This window comes from Pseudomonas sp. QE6 (assembly GCF_041379005.1).
GTDB lineage: Bacteria > Pseudomonadota > Gammaproteobacteria > Pseudomonadales > Pseudomonadaceae > Pseudomonas.
This window is the reverse complement of sequence record NZ_CP166873.1, coordinates 4,832,063-4,854,998: the sequence shown is the minus strand read 5'-3', so window position 1 is coordinate 4,854,998 and position 22,936 is coordinate 4,832,063. Positions and strand designations below refer to the sequence as shown.

Here is a 22,936-nt window from a genome sequence, read left to right as displayed (position 1 = left end):
GAGGTCTCCTCCGCTTGCTGGCGGACGTCAGAGGCTCAGGCGCAGTGCCAGGGCCGAGAGGGTGATCAGCAGAACCGGCAACGTCAGGAGGATGCCGACCTTGAAGTAGTAGCCCCAGCTAATGTGCATGCCCTTGCGATCCAGCACATGCAGCCAGAGCAGCGTGGCGAGGCTGCCGATGGGGGTGATCTTCGGTCCGAGGTCGCAGCCGATCACGTTGGCGTAGATCATGGCCTCGCGCACCAGTCCCTCTGCGCCGCTGGCCTGGATCGACAGGGCACCGACCAGCACGCTGGGCATGTTGTTCATCACCGAGGACAGCAGCGCCGACAGCAGGCCGGTGCCAATGGCGGCGCTCCACAGGCCATGCTCGGCGAGGCGATCGAGCAACTGGGTCAGGGAGTCCGTGAGGCCGGCGTTCTTCAGGCCATACACCACCAGGTACATGCCGAGGGAGAAGATCACCACCTGCCAGGGCGCATCGCGCAGCACGCGGCGGGTGGAGATGCGGTGGCCACGGGCGGCGACGGCAAAGAGAATCGCCGCGCAGACGGCGGCCACGGCACTGACCGGGATGCCCAGCGGTTCCAGCGCAAACAGGCCGACCAGCAACACCAGCAGTGTCCACCCGCCGACGATGAAGGTCGCGCGATCGTGAATGGCCGCTTTCGGCTCCTTCAGCGCATCGAGCGCGTACTGCCGTGGGATGTCGCGACGGAAGAACAGGAACAGCACCAGCAGCGTGGTGGCGACGCTGGCGAGGTTCACCGGCACCATCACCGAGGCGTATTCGGCAAAGCCCAGGCCGAAGTAGTCGGCCGAGACGATGTTCACGAGATTGGAGACCACCAGCGGCAGGCTCGCGGTATCGGCGATGAAGCCGGCGGCCATGACGAAGGCCAGGGTCGCGGCGGGTGAGAAACGCAGCGCGAGCAGCATCGACATGACGATGGGTGTGAGGATCAGCGCCGCACCATCATTGGCGAACAGCGCCGAGACGGCCGCGCCGAGCAGCACGCAGAAGGCGAAAAGGCGGTAGCCGCTGCCGTTGGCCCAGCGCGCCACGTGCAGCGCTGCCCATTCGAAGAAGCCGGCCTCGTCCAGCAGCAGGCTGATGATGATGACCGCGATGAAGGTGGCGGTGGCATTCCAGACGATGGCCCATACGGTCGGGATGTCGTGCAGGGAAACCGCGCCGGCGGCCAGGGCGATGATCGCGCCCAGGGCGGCGCTCCAGCCAACGCCAAGGCCCTTGGGTTGCCAGATGACCAGAATGAGGGTGAAAACGAAGACAGCAATGGCGACCAGCATGAAGAACTCGCTCGATGAAAATCAGCAGCAGGCGGCATCACGGACGGGGCGGCCGTCCATGTTCTGCAGGCGGAGGGTGTTGTCGGCCAACCATTGCGCGTTGGCCTGCAGGGTTACCTGCAGCATCTCGAGTACCCAGGCGGGCAGCTCCGGATTGAGGCGGTAATACACCCACTGGCCCTGGCGTCGATCCAGCAGCAGGCCATTGCTGCGCAGTTGCGCCAGGTGGCGGCTGATCTTCGGCTGGCTGTCGTCCAGGGCGCACATCAGCTCGCAGACGCAGAGTTCGCCCAGGCTGGCGATGAGCAGGGTGGCGCGGGCGCGGGTCTCGTCAGCCAGGCTCTTGAAGACTTCAGGCGGAGTGATCATAGCTTCACCTTCATATGTGGATAGTCGAATATACGGATTTCCATATGTTGAGGGCAAGCACATCAGCGTCGTCCATCTATGGCCCGGGAGATAGGCGCAGGTCGAGTCTCAGCGCTTCACGCAGACAAACAACGCATTCCCGGACGTACCGCCCCAGGGCGTGATCCGTTCGTAGTCATGCTCGAAGACCCGCACTTCGAAGTTCGGCTGCAGCAGCTCCTGCAGTTCGGTGAAGCTCAGGGCGACCATGGCGTGTTCGTCCTGCCAGGCCTGGCTCACGCCCGCGGTGGTCTTCTCGATGCTCAGGCGCAGCGCCTGCCGCTCGCCTTCGCCGCTGTAGTACCAGCCGGAACCGAAGGTGAACTGGCTGCCCTCGTGCTCCACGCTATGGCGCACGAACGAGCGGTTGTCGATCTGCCGCTTGTCCACGCTGTTGAAGCAGAACACACCGTTGTCCGCGAGCGCTTCGTGCACGCTGGCCAGGCACGCCCGCAACTGCGCAAGCCCTGCGTTGTAGTGGATCGAGTAGAGGAAGCAGGTGATCAGGTCCAGCGGCTCGTCCACCTGGAAGTCCGCCATGTCCTGCCGACTGAAACGTGCCTCGGGGCAGCGCTGCTGGGCGATGTCCAGCATGGGTTGATTGATGTCCAGGCCGGCACTGCGGTAGCCGAAGTCGAGGAAGTGGCGCACGTGTGGGCCGGTGCCGCAAGCGAGGTCCAGGTGCCTGCGCCCCTGGTTGCCGAACAGCTGGTGCAGCCGGCGCACGCAATGGCTCTGCGCCTGGTAGTCGATGTCGGCGCACATCAGGTCGTAGTAGGCGGAGAGGTCGGTGTACAGCGCGTTGGAGGACATGGGCGGCCAGAGGGGGCGACGGCGCCACATCTTACCTCAAGCCGAGCGCTCCTCGATGAAATCTGCGTTCCCCTGCTGGTGCTGTTCGACGCGAGGGTTCACGCCCACAAATTTCGTTGCTCAGCGGCAACAAAAATCCTCGTTTCGCGAGGCGCCGGCGTGAGATTTAATGCGCCCCGCAACCATCTTCTGGCCGCCTCCTTTTGTGAAGTTGACCTTGCCTGGCCTCATCGACAGACAAGGTGATTTTGCTCGCCCAAGGAGGCGGCTTTTTTTTGCCGGATGGGGTGGGCACTGCACGCGCAGTTCGTATGAGCGCCGGGGAATCGAGCGTGGTGGCAGGGCTCATGTCGACCATTTTTTTCATTGGGCTCGAACATATTTTTAATAATTTTCCTCAGCGGGAAGCTGACGCACCATGCGCGCCCCATTCGAATAACAACGTCCTTTGAGGCGTGCGAAGCAGGAGTGCCTTGAGTCAGCCATGAAAAAAACAACAGGCGTAATGGATACCTCTCACCCGACCCATCAGCCTCATCGCGAGTCGACGTCGTCCCGCACCTTCCGCAAATCCCTGGGCATCACCGCGCTCGTAGTCTTCGGCCTGGCCTACATGGTGCCGCTGGCGGTGTTCACCACCTACGGCCTGGTTACCCGGATGACCATGGGCCACCTGCCCACCGCCTATGTCATCACCCTGGCTGCGATGCTGCTGACGGCATACAGCTACGGGCGCATGGTCCAGGCCCACCCGTATTCCGGCTCGGTCTACACCTACACCCGCAAGACCTTCGGCGCCTACTTCGGCTTCATGGCGGGCTGGACGCTGCTGCTCGACTACATCTTCCTGCCGCTGCTGAGCTACCTGCTGATCGGCATCTACATGTCCGAGTATTTCCCGGCGGTTCCCGCGGCGGCGTGGATCCTGGGCTCCATCGCGCTGGTGACCTTCCTCAACCTCATCGGCATCGAGTCCATCACCCGGGTCAACTGGATTCTCATCGTGGCCCAGGCCGTATTCATCGTGGTGTTCATCGCGCTCTCGTGGAGCCACATGAACGCGCAGACGGAGCCGGTTTCGCTGCTCAAACCCATCTATGACGAGCAGTTCAGCTTCACGCTGGTGATGTCCGGTGCGGCCGTCCTGTGCCTGTCCTTCCTCGGCTTCGACGCCGTCTCGACCATGGCGGAAGAGACGCCCGATCCCAAGCGCCAGATTCCCGCGGCCATCATGCTGGTGACCTTGATCGGCGGTCTGCTGTTCATCGTCTCCGCCTATTTCGGCCAGCTGGTATTCCCGGAGTGGGAGGCTTTGACGGACGCCGACTCCGCCTCGCTGGACGTGATGCGTCGTGTCGGCGGCGAGGGGTTGGTGACCTTCTTCACCGCCACCTATGTGGCGGGCTGCTTCGCCTCCGCGATGGTGTCCCAGGCCAGCGTGTCGCGCGTGCTGTTCGCCATGGGTCGGGACGGCGCGCTGCCCCGGGTATTCGGCAAACTGGTGTCGAAGAAGCGCGTTCCCGCCACCGCGATCATGCTGATCAGCCTGCTCTCGCTGATAGCGCTGTTCGTTACCCTGGATACCGTCGCCAGCATGATCAGCTTCGGTGCGCTCTTCGCCTTCTCGGCGGTGAACCTGGCCGTGATCAAGCATTACCTGATCGACCAGAAGCTGCGCGGTACGCGCCATTACCTGAGCTACGGCGCGCTGCCGGCGCTGGGGTTCCTCAGCACCATCTGGCTGTGGTCGAGCCTGTCCGGCATGACCTTCCTGATCGGCTTCGGCTGGATGTGCCTGGGCTTCATCTGCCTGCTCAGCGCCACTCGCCTGTTCCGCGATCGACTGCCGGAACTGCACATGGCGGAGTGACCGCTTGCCGGAGTAGAGCCGAGGTCCCTGGCGCTGCTCCGGCCTTGCCGGGCTTGGATAGTTCTTTCCATTCTGACCATCGCGCCAGCGGTGGAAATCGGTCTAAAAAGTCCCGGCCCGCTCGCCGGGACTTTTGCTACCCTCAATCCAGTAGGTGAGAACGCAGACTGATGCGCAAGTGGATAGCAAGGAGACGTGGGGCACGTTCCCGGGGTACACGGCTGGCAACAACAAGATCTGTCCCATACGCCGCGTGAAGTGGAGAGGTTGAATCTCTTCCGCCAGATTCCTCAGAAACCTTGTAAGCCGGAGACCAGCGCCGGCCACCTACTAAAACCCAACCCCCTGAAGCCCGACCCGCGCGTCGGGCTTTTTTCGTTTCATCCGGGGCCCTGAGCGCAGGGATACCGGGGGCGGAGCGGGTCGAGCGTCCACTCGGATGTCCGCCTGCGAGCCCGGCCGACGCCGCACAGGTCGAAATCGCATGGCTCGATGGGACGATCCTAGCGGCCGAAACGCCGGAGGAAATCTTCCACCGCTTCCAGCACCAGGGCCTGCTGCTGGCGGTGCGGGACGTGGCCGCAGTCAGGCAGCAGCTTGAGTACCGTGGGCACGCCGGGTACCGAGGTTAGGCGCTCGGGGTGCGCCGCCGAGCCGTACTCGTCCTGCTCGCCGTGCAGGCTGAGGACCGGGCATTTCACCAGGGCCAGTTCGGCATCCAGGTTCCAGTCGCTGAAGTCGTTCGACAGCCAGGTATCGACCCAGGCGCGCAGCACCCAGAAGGCCTTTTCGCCGTGGTACTTCTGCAGGCGTTCCAACTGGCCTTCCTGGGCGAATTCCTGTTCGGCCGCGCGGATGCCGTCGCGGGTCCGGTGCTCGACGAAGGCCTGCGCCGATTCGGTGATCAGTGCCGCGCAGGCCTGCGGGTGCTGCGCGGCGCAGGCCACCGCCATGGCGCCGCCGACGCTGTGGCCGAACACCACGCAACGCTCGAAGCCGAAGTGCTGCTGCAACGCCGGGAAGTTCACCCGCGCCTCGTCGTCGATGAAGCCCAGGGGCAGGGCACCGGGGTAGCGTTCGGAGCGGCCGAAGCCGAGGCGGTCGTAGGCGATCACCGGGCGGCCGGTGGTGCGCGCCAGCTGTTCCGGGAAGTCCCGCCACAGCGCCACGCAGCCCAGGGAGTCATGCAGCAGCAGGATCGGCTCGCCGCGCGCTTCGGCGGGCGTCCAGTCCTGGGCGAAGAGCTGGCCCTTTTCGGTGCTGATCCAGTGTTCGCGGGTGCTGACGTGCAACGGCATGACGCTCTCCTGTCGTTCGGGGCTGCTGGGCTTTTCGTTCGCCATGGTATTCCGGCCAGGCGCCCGCAGCGATGTTCAGACGCGCGTGCGGGTGCTGCACTGGATCGAAAGCCAGCGCCGGTTCCTAAGAAAACCTTAAGGCGGCACGGGGATGATGAGGGCTTGCGACCGGAGCTGTACCGGATAGTGCTCACACCGGGTCCGGTCGTTTTTTTCAACTTGCATGGGAGTCCTGCCTTGGACACTTGCCCTGGTCGATTGCGACAGGTCTGAACAGCGAGCCGTCCGGCAGAACCCTGCCGCTGTCTCGCTGCGTAGCGGACAGTGGCGAAACGCATCCCCTGGCGGATGACGTTTCACCATTCCCCTCCGGGGCCTATCCAGGCCTTTCGATCTTTCGCGATCCATCCCCGATAGCGCGCCGGCCTCGCCCGGCGCATGGACCGGCCGTGCGCCGGATACGAGGTGGAACATGGATTGGAAAATCTTCCTGCTGCGGGTCGCCGCGGCACTCGCCCTGGGCGCCCTGATCGGCGCCGAACGCCAGCTGCGCCAGCGCCTCACCGGCCTGCGTACCAACGCCCTGGTCAGCACCGGTGCCTGCCTGTTCGTGCTGATGACCCAGGCCATGCCGGGCCTGTCGGCGGACGCCCCTCGCATCGCCGCCTACGTGGTGTCCGGGATCGGTTTCCTGGGCGGCGGGGTGATCATGCGCGATGGCCTGAACGTGCGTGGCCTGAACACCGCCGCCACGCTCTGGTGCACTGCCGCCATCGGCGTGCTGTGCAGCATGGGACTGCTGCTGGAGGCCGCGCTGGGCAGCGTGGCGGTGCTGTGCGCCAACATCCTGCTACGTGACATCGCCCAGCGCCTGAACCATCAGGAAGTGCTGCCGGCCAGCGAGGCGGAACAGCGCTACGGTGTCGCCATCGTCTGCCGCGCCGAGGACGAAATCCAGGTACGCAGCCTGATGCTGCACAGCCTGGACGGCGGCGAACTGCGCCTGCAGTCGCTGCACAGCGAGGACCAGCCCAACCCGGCCAGGCTGGAAGTGCGCGCCGAACTGCTCGGCGGCCACGGCGCCAGCGGCCAGCTGGAGCGCATGGTCAGCCGCATCAGCCTGGAGAAGGGGGTCAGCTCGGTGCGCTGGCAGCTGTTCGAGCTGGCCAGCGACTGAGGCCGATCGGCTTTTCGTAGGAGCGAGCTTGCTCGCGAACGGCCCAGGCGCCGAGGCCAGGAGAGGAGGTTCGCGAGCAAGCTCGCGCCTACAGGGGACTTCGAGGATGGTGTGATCAGCAGCCGAGCTCAGCTCTCACGCCACGCCATCAGCGCTTGCGTTCGTCCATCATCAGTGACACTGACGCAGTCCATCAGGTCCCGGTCTTGACCTTGCTCCACACCCGTGTGCGGACTCGCTCCGTCTTCAGCGGCAGGGGTTCGAGCGGGAACAGGGTGGCCATCACTTCCTTCGACGGATAGGCGCCGGGGTCGTCGCGCAGCTTCGCGTTCACCAGCGTCGTGGCGTCGCGGTTGGCGTTGGGGTAGCCGACGTAGTCGGAGCTCTTGGCCACCACCTGCGGGCGCAGCATGTAGTCGATGAAGCTCAGGCCCTGCTCGGGATGCGGCGCATCCTTGAGCAGCACGAAGCTTTCCACCCACACCGGCGCACCTTCGCGGGGGATGCTGTAGGCGATCTTGCGGCCATTGCCGGCGCGCTCGGCGGTGAGCCGCGCATCGAACACGCCGCCTTCCCAGCCGACCACCGCGCAGGTGTTGCCGTTGGCCAGGTCGGTGATGAACTTCGAGGAGTCGAAATAACGCACGTAGGGCCGGATCTTCAGCAGCAGTGCCTCGGCCTTGCGGTAGTCGTCGGGGTTCTGGCTGTTGGCCGGCAGTCCCAGGTAGTGCAGGGCGATGGAGACGATCTCGGTCGGCGAGTCGAGCATGGCCACGCCGCACTGGCTGAGCTTGGCGATGTTCTCTTCCTTGAAGATCAGGTCCCAGGTGTTCACCGGCGCCTGGTCGCCGAACAGCTCGTGAATCTTGTCGACGTCGTAGCCGATGCCAGTGGTGCCCCAGAGGTAGGGCGCGCCATAGCGGTTACCGGGATCGTTCTTCTGCAGGGTGGCGAGCACTTCCGGGTCCAGGTGCGGCCAGTTCGGCAGCCTGGAGCGGTCCAGCTCCTGCAGGACACCGGCCTTGATCAGGTTGGGCAGCACGTCGCCGCTGACCACCACCACGTCGTAGCCGGTGCGTCCGGCCATCAGCTTGCTCTGCATCACCTCGGCGTTGTCGAACACGTCCAGCACCGGGGTGATGCCGCTTTCCTGCTGGAACTCCCCGGGCGTTTCGGGGGCGATGAAGTCGTACCAGTTGTACAGGTGCACGGTGGGGCCGTCGGCGGCCTGGACGCCGCCGAGGGGCGCGCCGATCAGGGTGGCCAACGCCAGGGCCGATGCCAGTAGACGAGGGGCTTTCATGGGATGCTCCTGGCCGGCTTCCGTGAGGAGCGCCGGCGGTTTTCATTGGAATTGTTATGGGCAGGTTGCAACCGGTAAAGAGCGGGTCGCTTCAGGGAATCAGCAGTTCACGGCGACCGTCGGCGTGCTCGATGCGTTCGCCCGGCAGGCGGAAGCGTTTCTCCCGGTGATAGTCGTACAATGCGCGGGCGCCGGCGAGCCGGGTGAAGTCCAGCTCGACGCTGTGCCGACATTCCTCGCGCCCGGCCTCGAACAGCAGGTGGCCGAAGGGATCGAACGCGGCGCTGCCGCCGGCGAAGACCAGGTCGTCGTAGCCACTGCCCACGCGGTTCACCACCACGGCGAACACCTGGTTCTCCTGGGCGCGGGCGGCGATGGAGGTGCGGTGCACGTGGCCGTAGGGCTCCATGTTGCCGTCGGTGACCAGGATCAGCTCGGCGCCCAGTTCGGCCACGGCGCGGGCGGTCTCGGGGAACTCGGTGTCGTAGCAGATCAGCAGGCCGATGCGTATGCCGCGCCACGGGAAGGTCACGTAGCGGTCGCCGGGCTCCACCAGGCCGGGTTCGGAGATCCACAGGTGGGTCTTGCGGTAGTGCGCCAGGATGCCTTCGGGGGCGATGAACAGGGTGGTGTTGTAGAAGCGTCCGCCGTCGTTCTCGATCAGCCCGACCACCACGGCAACTTCATGGTCGCGGGCGGCCTGGGCGATGGCGCGCACGCTCGGGCCGTCGAGGGACTCGGCGTTGGCGGCGATGTTGCCGGCGTCGAGGAAGCCGGTGATCTGCGATTCGTGGAAGACCACCAGGTCGGTGTCCGGCGCGCAGGTGGCGATGGCCTTGAGGATGCGCTGCAGGTTGTGGGCGGTGTCGCCGTCACGGGCTGCCAGCTGTACCAGTTCGAGTTTCATGGTCGGGCCTTGTTGTTGTTCGAGTGGGTCCCGCCGGGGCGGGTGACAAGGCCCCGGAGGCAATGCAAGTATGCGTTTCGCTTCAGGATTTCCTATCACGTCGAGTAGTTAACCCCGGGGGGGGGTATGCGGATGAACCTCAGCCTTGCGGATGTGGCCTGGAACCGGTCGGTAGGGCAGTTGATCGAATCGCTCGACCGGCCCGGCTTCTGGCCTGCGCTGGCGCGGGTGCTGGATGAGTTCGTGCCGCTGGATAACTGGGTGGCGCTGCTGTTCAGCGATGGCAGGCCCTACCTGTTCGCCGAGAGTCCCTACGAGGGGGAATCGCCCGATCCGCTGTTCCACGACTACATCAAGGGCCTGTACCTGCTCGACCCGTTCTACGTCGCGAACCGCGAAAGGCCCGGCAGCGGCTTGTTCCGCCTGTCCGAGGTGGCGCCCGAGCGCTTTCGCCAGACCGAGTACTACCGCCTGTACTTCGACCGCAACGTCAAGGAAGACGAGGTGCAGTACAACGTACAGCTCGACGAGGCGCGCACCCTGTGCCTGTCACTGGGCAGCAGGCGGCGCTTCACGGCGGAGCAGATCGCGCTGCTGGAACTGATCCGCCCCTGGGTTGCCGGGCTGATGCGCCAGCGCCTGTTCTTCGAAGGCGTCATGGCCGAGCAGCCGGTGCGCCAGGCGCCGCGCTGGCAGGGCGACCTGGAGGCTGCGATGGAGCGCCTCGGCACCCCGCTGACGGCGCGCGAGCTGGACGTGATCCGCCTGATGCTCGGTGGCTGCTCGAACAAGGAAGTGGCGAACAAGCTGGATATCTCGGCCGAGACGGTGAAGGTCCACCGCCGGCACATCTACGCCAAGCTGAACATCAAGTCGCAGCCGGAGCTGTTCGCGCTGTTCCTCAAGGCCCAGGCCGACGCCTGAACTCACTGCAGCCGCGAGAGGATGTCCCAGGCCAGCTTCACGCGCACCTCGTTGGGGTAGTTGCGGTTGGCGAGCAGCACGATGCCGCGCTGCTTGGCCGGCACGAAGGCCACGTAGGCGCCGAAGCCGGAGGTGGCGCCGGTCTTGTTCACCCAGACCTTCTGCTGCGGCGGCAGCGGCGGGGTGATGGTGGTGACCGGCTGGCTGCCCTGGATCATCTGGCTGCCGTTGTACCGCTGCAGCTCCGCCAGTTTCGGCGGGTAGGCGTACTGCTCCCAGATCAGGTCCTGGGTCATCGGGCCGACCTTGTAGTAGCCGGTGCGGGTGGCATCGAGCGCGGCCTGCAGCTTCTCCCCCAGCTTGACCCGGCCCAGCTGGATCTCGACGAAATGCAGCAGGTCGCGGCTGCTGGAACGCACGCCGTAGGCCACGTCGGCCAGCACGTCGGGGTTGATCCGCACCGGCGCGTCGTCCTTGTCGTAGCCCTGGGCGTAGTAACCCTGGCGGGTCACCGGCACTTCGATATGGGTGTTGGAGAGGCCCAGCGGGGCGAACACATTACGCTGCATCGCCGTCTTGTACGGCACGTCCAGTGCCCGTTCGGTGGCGAAGCCGACCAGGGCGATGCTGGGGTTGGCGTAGGTGCGCTGGCTGCCGGCGAGGTACTGCGGCTGCCAGTCGTTGTAGTACTGGGTGAGCTGCTCCGGCGTCTGCACCGCGTCGGGAATCTGCATCGGGAAGCCGCCGGCGGTGTGGGTGGCGAGGTTGATCAGGCTGACCTTGTCCAGGGCGCTGCCGCGCAGCTCCGGCATGTAGCGGGTGGGGCTGTCCTTGAGCGACAGCTTGCCGGCGGCCTGGGCGAAGGCGGCGAGGGTCACGGTAAAGGTCTTGCTGATCGAACCGATCTCGAACAGCGTGTCGCTGGTGACCGGCTGGTGGTTCTCCCGGGAGGCCAGGCCGAAGTTGTAGAAGCGCTGCTCGCCGTTATCCGTAACGCCGATCGCCAGCCCCGCGATGCCGTTCTCGCGCATTACCGCCTCGGCGGCCTTCTGCACCCTGGCGTCGAAGTCGGGCGCGTAGGCGTTGGCCGGGGAAATGCTGGTGAGGGTGAGTGAGCAGCTGAGTGCGAGCAGGCCGGTCAGGCGCATGGCGAACATCCTGTTGCGATGGGCAAGGGCTGACCCTAGCACCGCCGCGCCCATCGCTCCAGTGCGAGCGCGGCGACAGCCTGCGCTACGCCGCAATCCCCGCCGGTGGTAGCATGCGCGCCCCATGCACTTCACCGACCTCGATCAACGCCTCGCCGACCTTGGCGCGCTACCCCGGCATCGCGCCCGGATGCTGCGTGCCTGGTTGCAGGGCAGGGCGCTGGACGCCGGCACCAAGCGGCAGGCGACGGAGAATTTCCTGCCCCTGGCGGTACGCAACGGCGTGGCGGAAATCGTCGCCGAGCTGGAGCAGCTGGCGCGGCTGCATTCCCGCCATCCCGGCGCGGACGGCTCCGAGCGCCTGCTGGTGCAACTGCGCGACGGGCAGATGGTGGAGAGCGTGCTGCTGCCGCGCGGCGGCGTGTGCGTGTCCACCCAGGTCGGTTGCGCGGTGGGCTGCCTGTTCTGCATGACCGGCAAGAGCGGTCTGCTGCGCCAGCTCAGCGCCATGGAAATCCTCGCCCAGGTGGTGCTGGCCCGCCGGTTGCGACCGGTGAAGCGCGTGGTGTTCATGGGCATGGGCGAACCGGCGCACAATCTCGACAACGTGCTCGAAGCCATCGACCGCCTCGGTACCGACGGCGGTATCGGCCACAAGAACCTGGTGTTCTCCACCGTGGGCGATCCGCGCGTGTTCGAGCGCCTGCCCCGGCAGCGGATCAAACCGGCACTGGCGCTCTCGCTGCACACCAGCAATGCCGAATTGCGCGAGCAGTTGCTGCCGCGCGCGCCGAAGCTCAGTCCCGACGAACTGGTGGAGCTGGGCGAGACCTACGCCCGGCAGGTCGGCTACCCGATCCAGTACCAGTGGACGCTGCTCAAGGGCATCAACGACGGCCAGGACGAACTCGACGGCATCCTGCGCCTGCTCAAGGGCAAGTTCGGCGTCCTCAACCTGATCCCCTTCAACAGCCTCGAAGGCGACCAGTACCAGCGTCCGGACGGCGAGCGCATCACCGAGATCGTCCGCTACCTGCACAGCCGCGGCGTGCTGACCAAGGTGCGCAACAGCGCCGGGCAGGACGTCGACGGCGGCTGCGGGCAATTGCGCGCGCGCGCCGGTGGGTTGATCGCCAGCAGCCGCCGCTCGCGCGACTGAGTTCGCGCGCGTTGCGCCTCAGTCCGGCGTCGATCCGCGCAAACGCCTGGCCATCGCGCCCGGCGTCATGCCCAGGCGCCGCTGGAACAATTCGATGAACGCCGAGGTCGAGTCGTAGCCCAGTTCGCCGGCGACGCGGGTGACGGAGTCGCCCTGCTCCAGGCGCGGCAGCGCGGCAAGCAGGCGCGCCTGTTCGCGCCATTCGCGGAACGACAGGCCGGTTTCCTCACGGAACAGCCGGGCGAGGGTGCGCCGCGACGCGCCCACGTGGCTGGCCCAGTCATCGATGCCGAGCCGCTGGCCGGGCTGGCGTTGCAGCTCGTCGGTGATGCGCCGCAGCCGTGGGTCGCGCGGCAGCGGCAGGGATAGCCCGGATTCCGGCGCGTGCAGCAGCTCGTCCAGCAGTACGTGCAGCAGGCGGTCTTCAGGGCCGTGGTCGGGATAGTCGCGGGGGAACTCGGCGGCGCGCTGGATCAGCCCATCGAGCAGCGGCGAGATGGCCAGTACGCGGCACCCGCCGAGCCGTGCGGCAATGCCGGGCTCCAGGTAGAGGCTGCGGAACGTCACGCGGGTCCTGGCGTGCGCACTGTGCGCCACGCCGGCGGGCAGCCACACCGCGTGGCGCTGCGGTATCACGCAGGCGCGTTGTTCGGTGCAGGTTTCCAGTACGCCGGCGGCGGCGTACATCAGTTGGCCCCAGGGGTGGGCATGGGCCTGGACGCGATGTCCGGCCGGCATCTCGAAGGCGCGCAGCCAGAAGGGGCGGGGCAGGACGGCAAAGCCGGGCAGCGTGAGTTCATTCTGTCCTGTTGGCGGCATATCTCGTCCCTATCCCTGAAGTCGGCCACGAAGGGCGATGGTAGCGTCTTCCTCGTTCGACATCAGCCATGCACGGGAGAACCCATGAGCAGCCATCGCCAAGACCGCCGCCTTTCCATCCACGACATCCGCCAGCGCCGCGAGACCGGCAGCCTGGTGGTGCTGACCGCCTATTCGACGCCGATGGCGCGGCTGCTCGACGAGCATGTCGATGTGCTGCTGGTGGGCGATTCGCTGGGCATGGTGCTGTACGGCATGCCGCATACCCTGGCGGTGAGCCTGGACATGATGATCGCCCACGGCGCCGCCGTGGTCCGTGGATCGCGCCATGCCTGCGTGGTCGTCGATCTGCCGTTCGCCAGCTACCAGGCTTCGCCGCAGCAGGCCTTTCTCAGTGCTGCGCGCATTCTGGCGGAAAGCGGTGCGCAGGCGGTCAAGGTGGAGGGTGGCGCGGAGATGGCCGAGACCATCGCCTTCCTCGTGCAGCGCGGCATCCCGGTGATGGGCCATGTGGGGCTGATGCCGCAGAAGGTCAACTCGATGGGCGGATTCCGGGTCCAGGGCAAGGAGTCTGCGGGGCAGGCCGCGGTGCTGCGCGATGCCCGCGCGGTGGCCGAGGCGGGCGCCTTCTCCCTGGTGCTGGAGGGCACGCTGGAGGCGGTGTCGCGCCAGGTGTGCGAGGCGCTGGAGATTCCGGTGATCGGCATTGGCGCCTCGCCTGTCTGTGCCGGCCAGGTACTGGTGACCGAGGACATGCTGGGCCTGGGCGGCGAGCACATGCCGCGCTTCGCCGAGGGCTACGTGCGGGTGGACGAGCTGATTGCCGAGGCCGCGGCGCGCTTCGCCAGCGACGTGCGTGAGCGACGCTTCCCGCAGCCCCGGCACTGCTTCGGGATGCCCGTGGCCTGAGCGCCAGCTGGCATCCGGAGGTCGGCCACAGGCAAATTCCCCGGCGCGCGCGGGCCTATGGTGACGGTCCTTCCGTTGCATCGACCTGGAGCCGAGATGTCCGATTTCATTACCGTTCTGCGCGAAACCTGTCCGACCCCGGTGCTGGACGCCACCAAGTGGAAGCGCATCGGCGGCGACCCGCACACCGTCAACCTGAATGCCTATGTCTCGAAGGACGGCAGCAAGATCATGGGCACCTGGATCTGCACCCCCGGCAAGTTCGAGGTGAACTACGAGAAGTGGGAGTACTGCCACTTCCAGGACGGCTACTGCATCATCACCCCCGAGGGCGAGCAGCCGATCCACCTGCGTGCCGGCGACGTGTTCGTCATCGAGCCGGGCATGAAGGGCACCTGGGAAGTGGTGGAAACGGTGCGCAAGTACTTCGTCTTCGCCTGATACAGGCCCATGAAAAAGGGAGCCAAGCGGCTCCCTTTTTCATGGGCGGGTTTTCTTGGTCCTCCCCGCTGATCGAGCCTCTCGCCGCCGGTCTTGCGCTGAAGCCAAAGGCCGGAGGATTGGCGGGAAGTTACCGATTTTGCCGGTATTGCTGCTGTCGCCGCGCAAGGGTCGTTCGGTAGAGTGATGCCCTCACTCATCTGCCTGAAGCGAGCCAACGAGATGGTTACCTGCCACCTGCGTTACGTACTGGACTCTTACAAGCTCAAGGAATTCGAACACTATGGCCGGCTCTGGATCGGCCTGGTGGAGAAGTTCGGTGGCAAGCACCACGGCTATTTCCTGCCGTCGGAGGGCGCCAGCAATATCGCGCTGGCGATGTTCAGCTTCCCGAGCCTGGCCGACTACGAACGCTACCGGCAGCAGTCGATGATCGATCCCGACTGCCAGGCCGCGTTCCGTTACGCGGAAGAAACCCGCTGCATCATCAGCTACGAGCGGAGTTTCTTCCGGCCGGTGTTCGAGGCCTGAGCGTCGCCATCACGGCGGATAACCCGTTCCGGGTTATCCGTCCTACGTGGGCTGACCTGTAGGTGCAACTGTCTTCTTTTGGGGAGCCCGTGCCTATTCATCCCCCTCACCCTAGCCCTCTCCCCCTGGGAGAGGGTCAGGAGGAGGGCCGACCCGTGCGCAGATAGATATCGTAGGAGCCAAGGCGCCTGGTCAGCGCTGCGCCACCGGCTTGCCATCCCAGCCACCGCCGAGGGCGCGGAACAGGTCGACCAGGGCGATCTGCCGCTGGGTGCTGGTCTCGATGTAGGCCGCTTCGTTGATGAAGTTGCTGCGCTGCGCGTCGAGGTAGCGCAGGTGGCTGTCCACGCCGCCTTCGTAGCGCGCCTTGGCCAGCTTCAGCGTCTCCCCGGTAGTGTTGGCCAGCGCCCGGCGGGCGATTTCCTCGCGGCGCAGGGTGTCAGTGGCGGACAGCGCATCGGCGACTTCACGGAAGGCGGTCTGGACGGTGCCTTCGTAGGCGGCCACGGCGGAGTCCTTGCGTACCTTGGCCAGGTCCAGGCTGGCGCTGTTGCGGCCGGCGTCGAAGATCGGCAGCGACAGCGTCGGCACGAAGCTCCAGGAACGCGAACCACCGTCGAACAGTCCGGACATCTCCGCGCTGGAGGTGCCGAAGCTGCCGGTCAGGCTGATACGCGGGAAGAACGCCGCCCGCGCCGCGCCGATGTCGGCGTTGCGCGCCTTGAGCTGGTGCTCGGCGGCGCGGATGTCCGGGCGCCGTTCGATCAGCTCGGACGGCGTGCCGGGCGCGATGTCCTGGACCAGCATCGGCTTGTCCAATGGCACCAGCGGGATGCGGCTGGCGGCGTCCGGCGTGCCGAGCAGCAGCACCAGGGCGTTGAGCGACTGCTGCTTCTGCCGCGCGTTGCTTTCCAGTTCGGCGCGGGATTGCTCCACCAGCCCCAGCGCTTCCTGGTAGTCCAGGGCAGTGGCGGCGCCCGCCGAGCGACGCTGGGCGATCAGCGCGAGAGAGTCTTCGCGGCTGGCCAGGGTCTGCTCGGTCAGCAGCAGACGGCGCTGGGCGCCGTCGTAGCTCAGGTAGGCCTGGCTGACTTCGGCGACCAGGGCGATCTGCGCACTGCGCGCGGCTTCCTCGGTGGCGAGGTATTGCTCCAGGGCGGCGTCGGTCAGGCTCTTCACCCGGCCGAACAGGTCCAGCTCATACTCGGGCAGCGACAGGCCGACCTGGTAGCTGCTGCTCACGCCGGAGCTTCCGTTGCTGGACAGATCACCCGGCAGCCGCTGGCGGTTGCCATTGGCCGACGCGTTCAACCCCGGTACTCGCTCGGAACGCTGGATGCGGTACTGCGCGCGGGCCTGCTCGATGTCCAGCAGGGTCTGGCGCAGCGAGCGGTTGTTGTTCAGGGCGATGCTCACCAGGTCGCGCAGCTCGCCATCGACGATGAAGGTCTGCCAGTCCAGGTTGCTGGCGGCGCGACCGGGCTGCGCAGCAGGGCCGCTCCAGTTCGCCGCCACTGGCGCTTCGGGGCGCTCATAGGTGGGCGCCATCGAGCAGCCGGCTAGCAGGAGGAGCGGGGCCAGCGCCAGCAGCAGGGCGCTGGGGGTAAAGGCTGGTTTGCGCATGGCGGTCACTCCGTGGCCTCGGGGGATGGATGGGCGGGTTTGGGCTGGCGGCGCAGCAGCGACAGCAGCCAGACGAAGCAGATGGGCACGAAGATCACCCCCAGCAGTGTGGCGCTGAGCATCCCGCCGATCACCCCGGTGCCGATGGCGCGCTGGCTGGCGGCGCCGGCGCCGCTGGCTATGGTCAGCGGCACCACGCCGAGGATGAACGCCATGGAGGTCATGACGATCGGGCGGAAGCGCAGGCGGGCGGCCTCGATGGCGGCCTCTCGCAGGCTATGGCCCTTCTCCCAGAGTTCCTTGGCGAACTCGACGATGAGGATCGCGTTCTTCGCCGCCAGGCCGATGATGGTGATCAGGCCGACCTTGAAGTACACGTCGTTGGGCAGGCCCACGACCATTACCGCGAGTACCGCGCCAAGGGCGCCGATGGGCACGATCAGCATCACCGACAGTGGGATCGCCCAGCTCTCGTAGAGCGCCACCAGCAGCAGGAACACCACCAGGATGGCGAGGGCGAACAGCTGGCTCGCCTGGCCGCTGGCGACCTTCTCCTGGTAGGACAGGCCGGTCCACTCGTAGCTGATGCCGGCCGGCAGCTCGGCGACCAGGCGCTGCATCTCGGCCATGGCTTCACCGGTACTGACGCCGGGCGCGGCGTCGCCGGCGATGCGGATGGTCGGGTAGCCGTTGTAGCGCACCAGTTGCACCGGGCCTTCTTCCCAATGGGTGCTGACGAAGGCGGACAGCGGCACCAGCTCGCCGTTGGCGTTGGGTACGTAGAGCTTGAGCACGGCTTCCGGGGTCATCCGTTCGCCCTGTTCGGCCTGTACCACCACGCGCTGCTGGCGGCCGGCGTTGGCGAAGTCGTTGATCACCGACGAGCCGAAGGCGGTGGACAGCGCGCTGCTGATGGACTCGAAGCTCACCCCGAGGGTGCGCGCCTTGTCGCGGTCGATTTCCAGGCGCAGCTGCGGCGCCTCGGCGAGACCTTCCATCATCGCGTAGAGGATCTTCGGGTTGCCGTTGGCCTGCCCGAGCAACTGGTCGCGGGCCGCCAGCAGCGCCTCGCGGCCGAGGCCGGCGCGGTCCTGCAGGCGCAGCGAGAAACCGCCGGAGTTTCCCAGGCCGTCGATCGGCGGCGGGGTGACCGCCATGATCGCGCCGTCGCTGAGGCCGGCGAAGCGCTTGTTGGTCAGCGCGGCTTCGGCGTCGGCGGACTGCTCGGCGCTGCGCACGGACCAATCCTTCAGGGTCGGGAAGGACAGCGCGGCGTTCTCGCCCATGCCGGAGAAGCTGAAGCCCATCACCAGGAATACCGAGTCGACCGCCTCGCGGGACATCAGGTAGCGCTCCAGCTCCTGGCCGGTGAGGTCGGTGCGCGCACGGGTGGCGCCCGGCGGCAACTGGATGTCGACGATCATGTAGCCCTGGTCTTCCACCGGCACGAAGGACTCCGGCAGGCGCACATAGGTGTAGCCGAGCACGGCGATGATGCCGGCGTAGACCAGCATGTAGCGCCCGGCACGCTTGACCAGCGCGCTGTTGAGCAGGGTGTAGCGCGCGGTCAGGCGCGCGAAGCCACGGTTGAAGGCGCCGAAGAAGCCGCGTTTCTCGTGGTGGCCTTCAGGGACCGGCTTGAGCAGGGTGGCGCACAGCGCCGGGGTGAAGGTCAGGGCGAGGAAGCCGGAGAACAGGATCGACACCGCCAGCGACAGCGAGAACTGCTGGTAGATCACGCCCACCGAGCCGGCCATGAACGCCAGCGGCAGGAACACCGCCGCCAGCACCAGGGTGATGCCGACGATGGCGCCGGACACCTGGCCCATCGCCTTGACCGTGGCGGCGGCGGGGGAGAGGCCTTCCTCGGCCATGATCCGCTCGACGTTCTCCACCACCACGATGGCGTCGTCGACGAGAATGCCGATGGCCAGGACCATGCCGAACATGGTCATCATGTTCACCGAGAAGCCCAGCAGGTACATCATCGTCAGCGTGCCCAGCAGGCACACCGGCACCACGATGGCCGGGATCAGGGTGTAGCGCACGTTCTGCAGGAACAGGAACATCACCAGGAACACCAGCACCATGGCTTCGATCAGGGTGTGGATCACCTTCTCGATGGCCACGTCGACGAAGCGCGAGGTGTCATAGGGCACCGAATACTCGACGTCGTCGGGGAAATTCACCGACAGCTCGGCCAGGCGCTCCTTCACCAGGGCGGCGGTCTGCAGCGCGTTGGCGCCGGGGGAGAGCTGGATGGCGCCGGCCACCGCCGGCTTTCCGTTCAGGCGTGAGGCAAAGTTGTAGCTTTCGCTGCCCACTTCCAGACGGGCGACGTCCGCCAGCTTCACGGTGGAGCCGTCGGGATTGGCGCGCAGCACGATGCGGCCGAATTCCGCCGGATCGTCCAGGGTGCCTTTCACCGCCAGGCTCGCGGTCACTTCCTGGGCCGCGCTGCCCGGCGAGCTGCCGAAGGCGCCGGCCGGCACCTGCACGTTCTGCCCGCGGATGGCGTTGCCCACGTCATCGATGGAGAGGCCGTAGCCGACCAGCTTCTGCGGGTCGACCCAGACGCGCATGGCCGCTTCGGAAGAGAAGAACTGCAGCTTGCCGACGCCGGAGACGCGGCGCAGCTCGTTGTTGATGTTGCGCGCGGCGTAGTCGCCCAGGGCGGTGGTATCGCTGCGCTGGGCGCCTTCCTTGTAGTTGAGCGCATAGATCAGCAGGAAGCCGGCGCTGGTCTGTTCCACCTCCAGGCCCTGGGTGAGCACCGGCTGCGGCATGCGCGCCTCGGCCTTCTTCAGGCGGTTCTGCACGTCCACCTGGGCCAGTTCCGGATTGGTGCCGGGCTGGAAGGTGACCACCACCTCGGCGGTGCCGTTGGAGTTGCTGGTGGATTCGAAGTAGAGCAGGCCCTTGGCCCCGTTGAGCTCCTCCTCGATCACGCTGGTGACCGAGTCCACCAGCACCTGCGCGGAGGCGCCGGGGTAGGTGGCGGTGACGGTGATCTGCGGCGGCGCCACGTTGGGGTACTGCGCCACCGGCAGCAGCGGAATGACCAGCAGGCCGGCCAGGGAAATGAACAGCGCCACCACCCACGCGAAGTTGGGGCGCAAGATGAAGAACTTGGACATGGGATATTCCTCGCGGCGAGCCCGGCCTTACTGGCGTGCCGCCTGTTGCTCCTGGGGCTGGCGCGGTTCGACCTTGCTGCCCGGCTGCAGGCCGGTGAGGCCGCCGACGATCACCTGGTCGCCGCTGGCCAGGCCCTGGCTGATCTGCCAGCGCGCGCCCTGCATGGCGCCGGTCTGCACCTGGCGGGTCTCGACGCGGCTGCCGGCGCCGATCACCAGAACGTGGGCGCTGCCGTCGGTGGCGCGCTGCACGGCGCGCTGCGGCACCAGGATGGCCTTGGCGTCGCTGCCCTGGGGCGCGGTGACCCGCACATACATGCCCGGCAGCAGCACGCCGTCGGGGTTGGCGAAGCTGCCGCGCAGCGATACCTGGCCGGTGCCACGGTCCACCGAAACATCGGTGAACAGCAGTTCGCCCTGGCGCTCGTAGTCCGTGCCGTCGACGCGGATGCTCAGTGTCTGGCTCTGGCCGGCGGACAGGTTGCCGCCCTTGAGCGCCTCGCGCAGGCGCAGCGCATCGGCCACCGGCTGGGTGAAGTCGGCGTAGATCGGGTCGAGCTGCTGGATGCGCGCCATCAGCGTGGCCTCGCCCTGGCCGACCAGCGCGCCCTCGGTGACCAGCGCGCGACCGATGCGGCCGGAGATCGGCGCCGTGACCGAGGCGTAGCCCAGGTTCAGCCGCGCGGTTTCCAGGTCCGCCTGGGCCGAACGCACCGCCGCCTGGGCGCTGCGCATGTCGGCGGTGGCGCTGTCGAAGTCCTGCTGGCTGACCGCTTCGATCTTCACCAGCGGCTGGTAGCGCTTGACCCGCGCCTGCGCCTCGTAGAGCGAGGCTTGCGCACGCGCCAGCTCGCCCTCGGCGCGGGACACGGCGGCCTTCAGCGGCGCCGGGTCGATCTGGAACAGCAGGTCGCCGGCCTTCACGTCGGCGCCTTCGGCGAAGCGCTTCTGCAGCACGATGCCGGCCACCCGCGCGCGGACTTCGGCCACCCGCACGGGCTCGATGCGCCCCGGCAGCTCCGAGGTCAGCACCAGCGGTTCGGTGACCACGGTGACCACATCCACCGGACGGGCGACCTCGGCGGCCGCCTCCGGCTCGCCCGAAGGCCCGCAACCGGCCAGCGCCATCGCCGCTAGCAAAACACTGATCGTCCCTATTGCACGCACGCTGCCCATGATTCACCCGGGTCTGTCTAACTGGAAAGGTGCGTATGATCCTTTCAAATTTAAAATGAGTCAATATTGTCTCATTTGCTTCCAGGTTGTATAAAATGTGTCATCTCCTTTCAAAAGGAGCGTCTTCTTCTGCACAATGAGACTCCCCAACATCGAAACAACCCGACATCCGGTTCCGAGGCTACGAATGACACTCACTGCCCACGATGAACGTCTTCTCAACGCGCTGGCCGTGGCCATCGTCGATCGCCCACGGGCGACGCTGAAGGAGCTGGCGGAATCGGCGGGGGTGAGCAAGGCCACGTTGCACCGCTTCTGCGGCACCCGCGACAACCTGGTGCAGATGCTGGAAACCTACGGCCATTCGGTGATCCGGAAGATCCTCGAGGCTGCCGAGCTGCAGCAGGACCCGTCGCTGGACGCGCTGCGCCGGCTGATCGCCGAGCACCTCAAGCACCGCGACATGCTGGCCTTCCTGATATTCCAGTTCCGCACCGAAAGCCTCGACGTGGAGACCGCCACCGAGCGCTGGAGCTACTACATCGACGCCGTGGACGCCTTCTTCCTGCGCGGCCAGCAGAACGGCGTGTTCCGCATCGACATCACCGCCGCGGTGTTCACCGAACTCTTCCTCTCGATGCTCTACGGCATGGTCGACGCCGAACGTTATGGCCGGGCGGCCAGTTCCAGCTCGGCCAGTGTGCTGGAGCGGCTGTTCCTGCAGGGGGCGCTGGTGCAGACGCAGGCGGGGTAGGGCCGGACCGCCAGGTGATGCCGGACCTGGTTCCGCCGACCGGTCCGTCGCCCATGCACCCAGGGTCTACGCTGAACCAATCAGGACAAAGGGCCAGGAGGGTGATGCGGCGGTAAGGCTGCAGAGTCAATGCGAGGCCTTGGAAATGGAAACTGGTGTCCCCGCTCCATTGTTTTCCCGACGCGCCAGCGGCGGGAAGTCGACGTGAAAACGCGATCCCCCCGTGGATCAACCCCGACGCTCCTCGTCACCGCCATTGGTTCCTTCGCCGCAGAAGCGGTAATCACTTCGTTGCGCCGTTGTTCGCACATGCGAATCCTGGGCAGCAGCACGGTTCCGCAGGAGTGGACGGCCACCTCGGCCTTGCTCGATAGCGTGTGCCATGTGCCCACCGCGCGGGACCCGCAGGCCTATGTCGAACGCATTCTCTCGCTCTGCGAATCCGAAGGGATAACCCATGTGCTGCCGCTGACGGACATCGAGGTGGATGCCTTCGTCCTGCACCATGAGGCGTTCTCCCGCCTTGGCGTCACACTGTGCATGTCGCCGGTGGAAAGCCTGCGCCTGGCTCGCGACAAGTGGCGCGTCTTCGAGGCGTTCTGCAGTGATCCGCTCATTCATACCATCCCCACCTGGCGGCTGGAGGAACTTCCCTCGACAGGGTTGACCCTCCCGTTGATCGCCAAACCGCGCGGTGGCCGAAGCAGCGAAGGGCTGGAACGGATATACGATGTGCATGACCTTGTGTACTTCCGCAGGAAGCTGGACGAGCGTGGCTATATCGTGCAGCCGCTGCTCGACGGCGAGGTGTGCGTGGTGGACGTCGTGCGCCAGCGCGCCACCGGACGCGTGGCGGCCATGGCCAGGCAGGAACTGATGCGGACTTCCAACGGCGCCGGCATGACCGTCAGGATGTTGAACGATCCGGCGCTGACCGGTGCGGCCCTCGAAGTCGCTCGCGCCCTCGATCTGAATGGTTGCATCAACGTCGAGTTCCTGATGCACGCCGGCATTCCGTTGCTGATGGACATCAACCCCCGGTTTTCGGCGGGCGTGGCCTTCAGCCAGCTCTCGGGATACGACATGGTGATCAATCATTGGCGGTGCTTCTCGGGGGAGGCGCTCGACGAGCCCGTCATGCCCGAGCCGCGCATCTATGTGCGACGTATCGTCGAAGTCGGGCCCTGGGTTCCGCAGAACTGATCGGCAAGCGCGCTCGCTGAATCGC

20 protein-coding genes are annotated in these 22,936 nt (G+C 66.4%); 9 read left to right on the top strand and 11 right to left on the bottom strand.

Annotated features, from left to right (window positions below; translation table 11 throughout):
* Positions 1-27: 27 nt before the first annotated feature.
* From ACAW63_RS22165 to ACAW63_RS22155, 3 genes are all read right to left on the bottom strand, one after another.
* Positions 28-1,311, bottom strand: a complete 1,284-nt coding sequence (locus ACAW63_RS22165; RefSeq protein ID WP_371228834.1) for an arsenic transporter — start codon at positions 1,309-1,311, stop codon at positions 28-30.
* A gap of 21 nt (positions 1,312-1,332) precedes the next feature.
* Positions 1,333-1,680 carry a metalloregulator ArsR/SmtB family transcription factor gene (locus tag ACAW63_RS22160; protein WP_275611291.1) on the bottom strand — a complete coding sequence of 116 codons (348 nt, stop codon included), beginning with the start codon at positions 1,678-1,680 and terminating at the stop codon, positions 1,333-1,335.
* A gap of 108 nt (positions 1,681-1,788) precedes the next feature.
* Positions 1,789-2,532, bottom strand: coding sequence for a class I SAM-dependent methyltransferase (locus tag ACAW63_RS22155; protein ID WP_371234755.1), 744 nt, complete (start codon positions 2,530-2,532; stop codon positions 1,789-1,791).
* A gap of 484 nt (positions 2,533-3,016) precedes the next feature.
* On the opposite strand from ACAW63_RS22155, the gene ACAW63_RS22150 reads away from it, so the two are divergent.
* Positions 3,017-4,402, top strand: coding sequence for an APC family permease (locus tag ACAW63_RS22150; protein WP_371228831.1), 1,386 nt, complete (start codon positions 3,017-3,019; stop codon positions 4,400-4,402).
* A gap of 503 nt (positions 4,403-4,905) precedes the next feature.
* On the opposite strand, the gene ACAW63_RS22145 is transcribed toward ACAW63_RS22150, so the two are convergent.
* Positions 4,906-5,700, bottom strand: a complete 795-nt coding sequence (locus tag ACAW63_RS22145) for an alpha/beta fold hydrolase (protein ID WP_371228828.1) — start codon at positions 5,698-5,700, stop codon at positions 4,906-4,908.
* A gap of 472 nt (positions 5,701-6,172) precedes the next feature.
* Between ACAW63_RS22145 and ACAW63_RS22140 the strand changes: the two genes are divergently transcribed.
* A complete protein-coding gene (locus ACAW63_RS22140) occupies positions 6,173-6,877 on the top strand; it encodes an MgtC/SapB family protein (RefSeq protein ID WP_371228825.1) in 705 nt (234 codons plus the stop codon).
* Between the two features lie 193 nt (positions 6,878-7,070).
* On the opposite strand, the gene ACAW63_RS22135 is transcribed toward ACAW63_RS22140, so the two are convergent.
* Together ACAW63_RS22135 and ACAW63_RS22130 are read right to left on the bottom strand one after the other, a co-directional pair.
* A complete protein-coding gene (locus tag ACAW63_RS22135) occupies positions 7,071-8,180 on the bottom strand; it encodes a polyamine ABC transporter substrate-binding protein (RefSeq protein ID WP_371228822.1) in 1,110 nt (369 codons plus the stop codon).
* Between the two features lie 91 nt (positions 8,181-8,271).
* Positions 8,272-9,087: a carbon-nitrogen hydrolase family protein gene (locus ACAW63_RS22130; protein ID WP_371228819.1), complete on the bottom strand. Its 816-nt coding sequence runs from the start codon at positions 9,085-9,087 to the stop codon at positions 8,272-8,274.
* Positions 9,088-9,219: 132 nt separating this feature from the next.
* On the opposite strand from ACAW63_RS22130, the gene ACAW63_RS22125 reads away from it, so the two are divergent.
* Positions 9,220-10,011 (top strand): LuxR C-terminal-related transcriptional regulator, encoded by a 792-nt coding sequence (locus tag ACAW63_RS22125; RefSeq protein WP_371228816.1) that lies wholly within the window; start codon positions 9,220-9,222, stop codon positions 10,009-10,011.
* 2 nt (positions 10,012-10,013) lie between these two features.
* On the opposite strand, the gene ampC is transcribed toward ACAW63_RS22125, so the two are convergent.
* Entirely contained in the window at positions 10,014-11,159 is a 1,146-nt protein-coding gene (gene ampC / locus ACAW63_RS22120) for a class C beta-lactamase (protein ID WP_371228814.1), read from the bottom strand.
* Between the two features lie 124 nt (positions 11,160-11,283).
* Between ampC and ACAW63_RS22115 the strand changes: the two genes are divergently transcribed.
* Complete coding sequence (locus ACAW63_RS22115; RefSeq protein WP_371228811.1) at positions 11,284-12,318, top strand: RNA methyltransferase; 1,035 nt, start codon at positions 11,284-11,286, stop codon at positions 12,316-12,318.
* Between the two features lie 18 nt (positions 12,319-12,336).
* Here ACAW63_RS22115 and ACAW63_RS22110 read toward each other — a convergent pair whose 3' ends face one another.
* On the bottom strand, positions 12,337-13,137 hold the full coding sequence (locus tag ACAW63_RS22110; protein WP_371228808.1) for a helix-turn-helix domain-containing protein: 801 nt from the start codon (positions 13,135-13,137) through the stop codon (positions 12,337-12,339).
* Between the two features lie 84 nt (positions 13,138-13,221).
* Here ACAW63_RS22110 and panB point away from each other — a divergent pair, with 84 nt between their 5' ends.
* The 3 genes from panB to ACAW63_RS22095 all read left to right on the top strand — a co-directional run bounded on the left by panB (position 13,222) and on the right by ACAW63_RS22095 (position 15,018).
* Complete coding sequence (gene panB, locus ACAW63_RS22105) at positions 13,222-14,046, top strand: 3-methyl-2-oxobutanoate hydroxymethyltransferase (protein WP_371228805.1); 825 nt, start codon at positions 13,222-13,224, stop codon at positions 14,044-14,046.
* 96 nt (positions 14,047-14,142) lie between these two features.
* Complete coding sequence (locus tag ACAW63_RS22100; RefSeq protein ID WP_371228803.1) at positions 14,143-14,487, top strand: cupin domain-containing protein; 345 nt, start codon at positions 14,143-14,145, stop codon at positions 14,485-14,487.
* Positions 14,488-14,709: 222 nt separating this feature from the next.
* Positions 14,710-15,018 carry an NIPSNAP family protein gene (locus ACAW63_RS22095; protein ID WP_371234753.1) on the top strand — a complete coding sequence of 103 codons (309 nt, stop codon included), beginning with the start codon at positions 14,710-14,712 and terminating at the stop codon, positions 15,016-15,018.
* A gap of 192 nt (positions 15,019-15,210) precedes the next feature.
* Here the strand turns inward: ACAW63_RS22095 and ACAW63_RS22090 are convergent, their stop codons facing one another.
* From ACAW63_RS22090 to ACAW63_RS22080, 3 genes are read right to left on the bottom strand one after another with little or no spacing between them, the layout of a single operon-like run.
* Positions 15,211-16,641, bottom strand: a complete 1,431-nt coding sequence (locus ACAW63_RS22090; protein ID WP_371228800.1) for an efflux transporter outer membrane subunit — start codon at positions 16,639-16,641, stop codon at positions 15,211-15,213.
* A gap of 5 nt (positions 16,642-16,646) precedes the next feature.
* Positions 16,647-19,778 (bottom strand): multidrug efflux RND transporter permease subunit, encoded by a 3,132-nt coding sequence (locus ACAW63_RS22085; protein ID WP_371228799.1) that lies wholly within the window; start codon positions 19,776-19,778, stop codon positions 16,647-16,649.
* A 27-nt stretch (positions 19,779-19,805) separates the two neighbouring features.
* Complete coding sequence (locus tag ACAW63_RS22080) at positions 19,806-20,954, bottom strand: MexC family multidrug efflux RND transporter periplasmic adaptor subunit (RefSeq protein ID WP_371228797.1); 1,149 nt, start codon at positions 20,952-20,954, stop codon at positions 19,806-19,808.
* Positions 20,955-21,141: 187 nt separating this feature from the next.
* On the opposite strand from ACAW63_RS22080, the gene ACAW63_RS22075 reads away from it, so the two are divergent.
* Positions 21,142-21,708 (top strand): TetR/AcrR family transcriptional regulator, encoded by a 567-nt coding sequence (locus ACAW63_RS22075; RefSeq protein ID WP_371228794.1) that lies wholly within the window; start codon positions 21,142-21,144, stop codon positions 21,706-21,708.
* Positions 21,709-21,912: 204 nt separating this feature from the next.
* Positions 21,913-22,911: an ATP-grasp domain-containing protein gene (locus tag ACAW63_RS22070; protein WP_371228791.1), complete on the top strand. Its 999-nt coding sequence runs from the start codon at positions 21,913-21,915 to the stop codon at positions 22,909-22,911.
* The last annotated feature ends 25 nt before the right edge of the window (positions 22,912-22,936 follow it).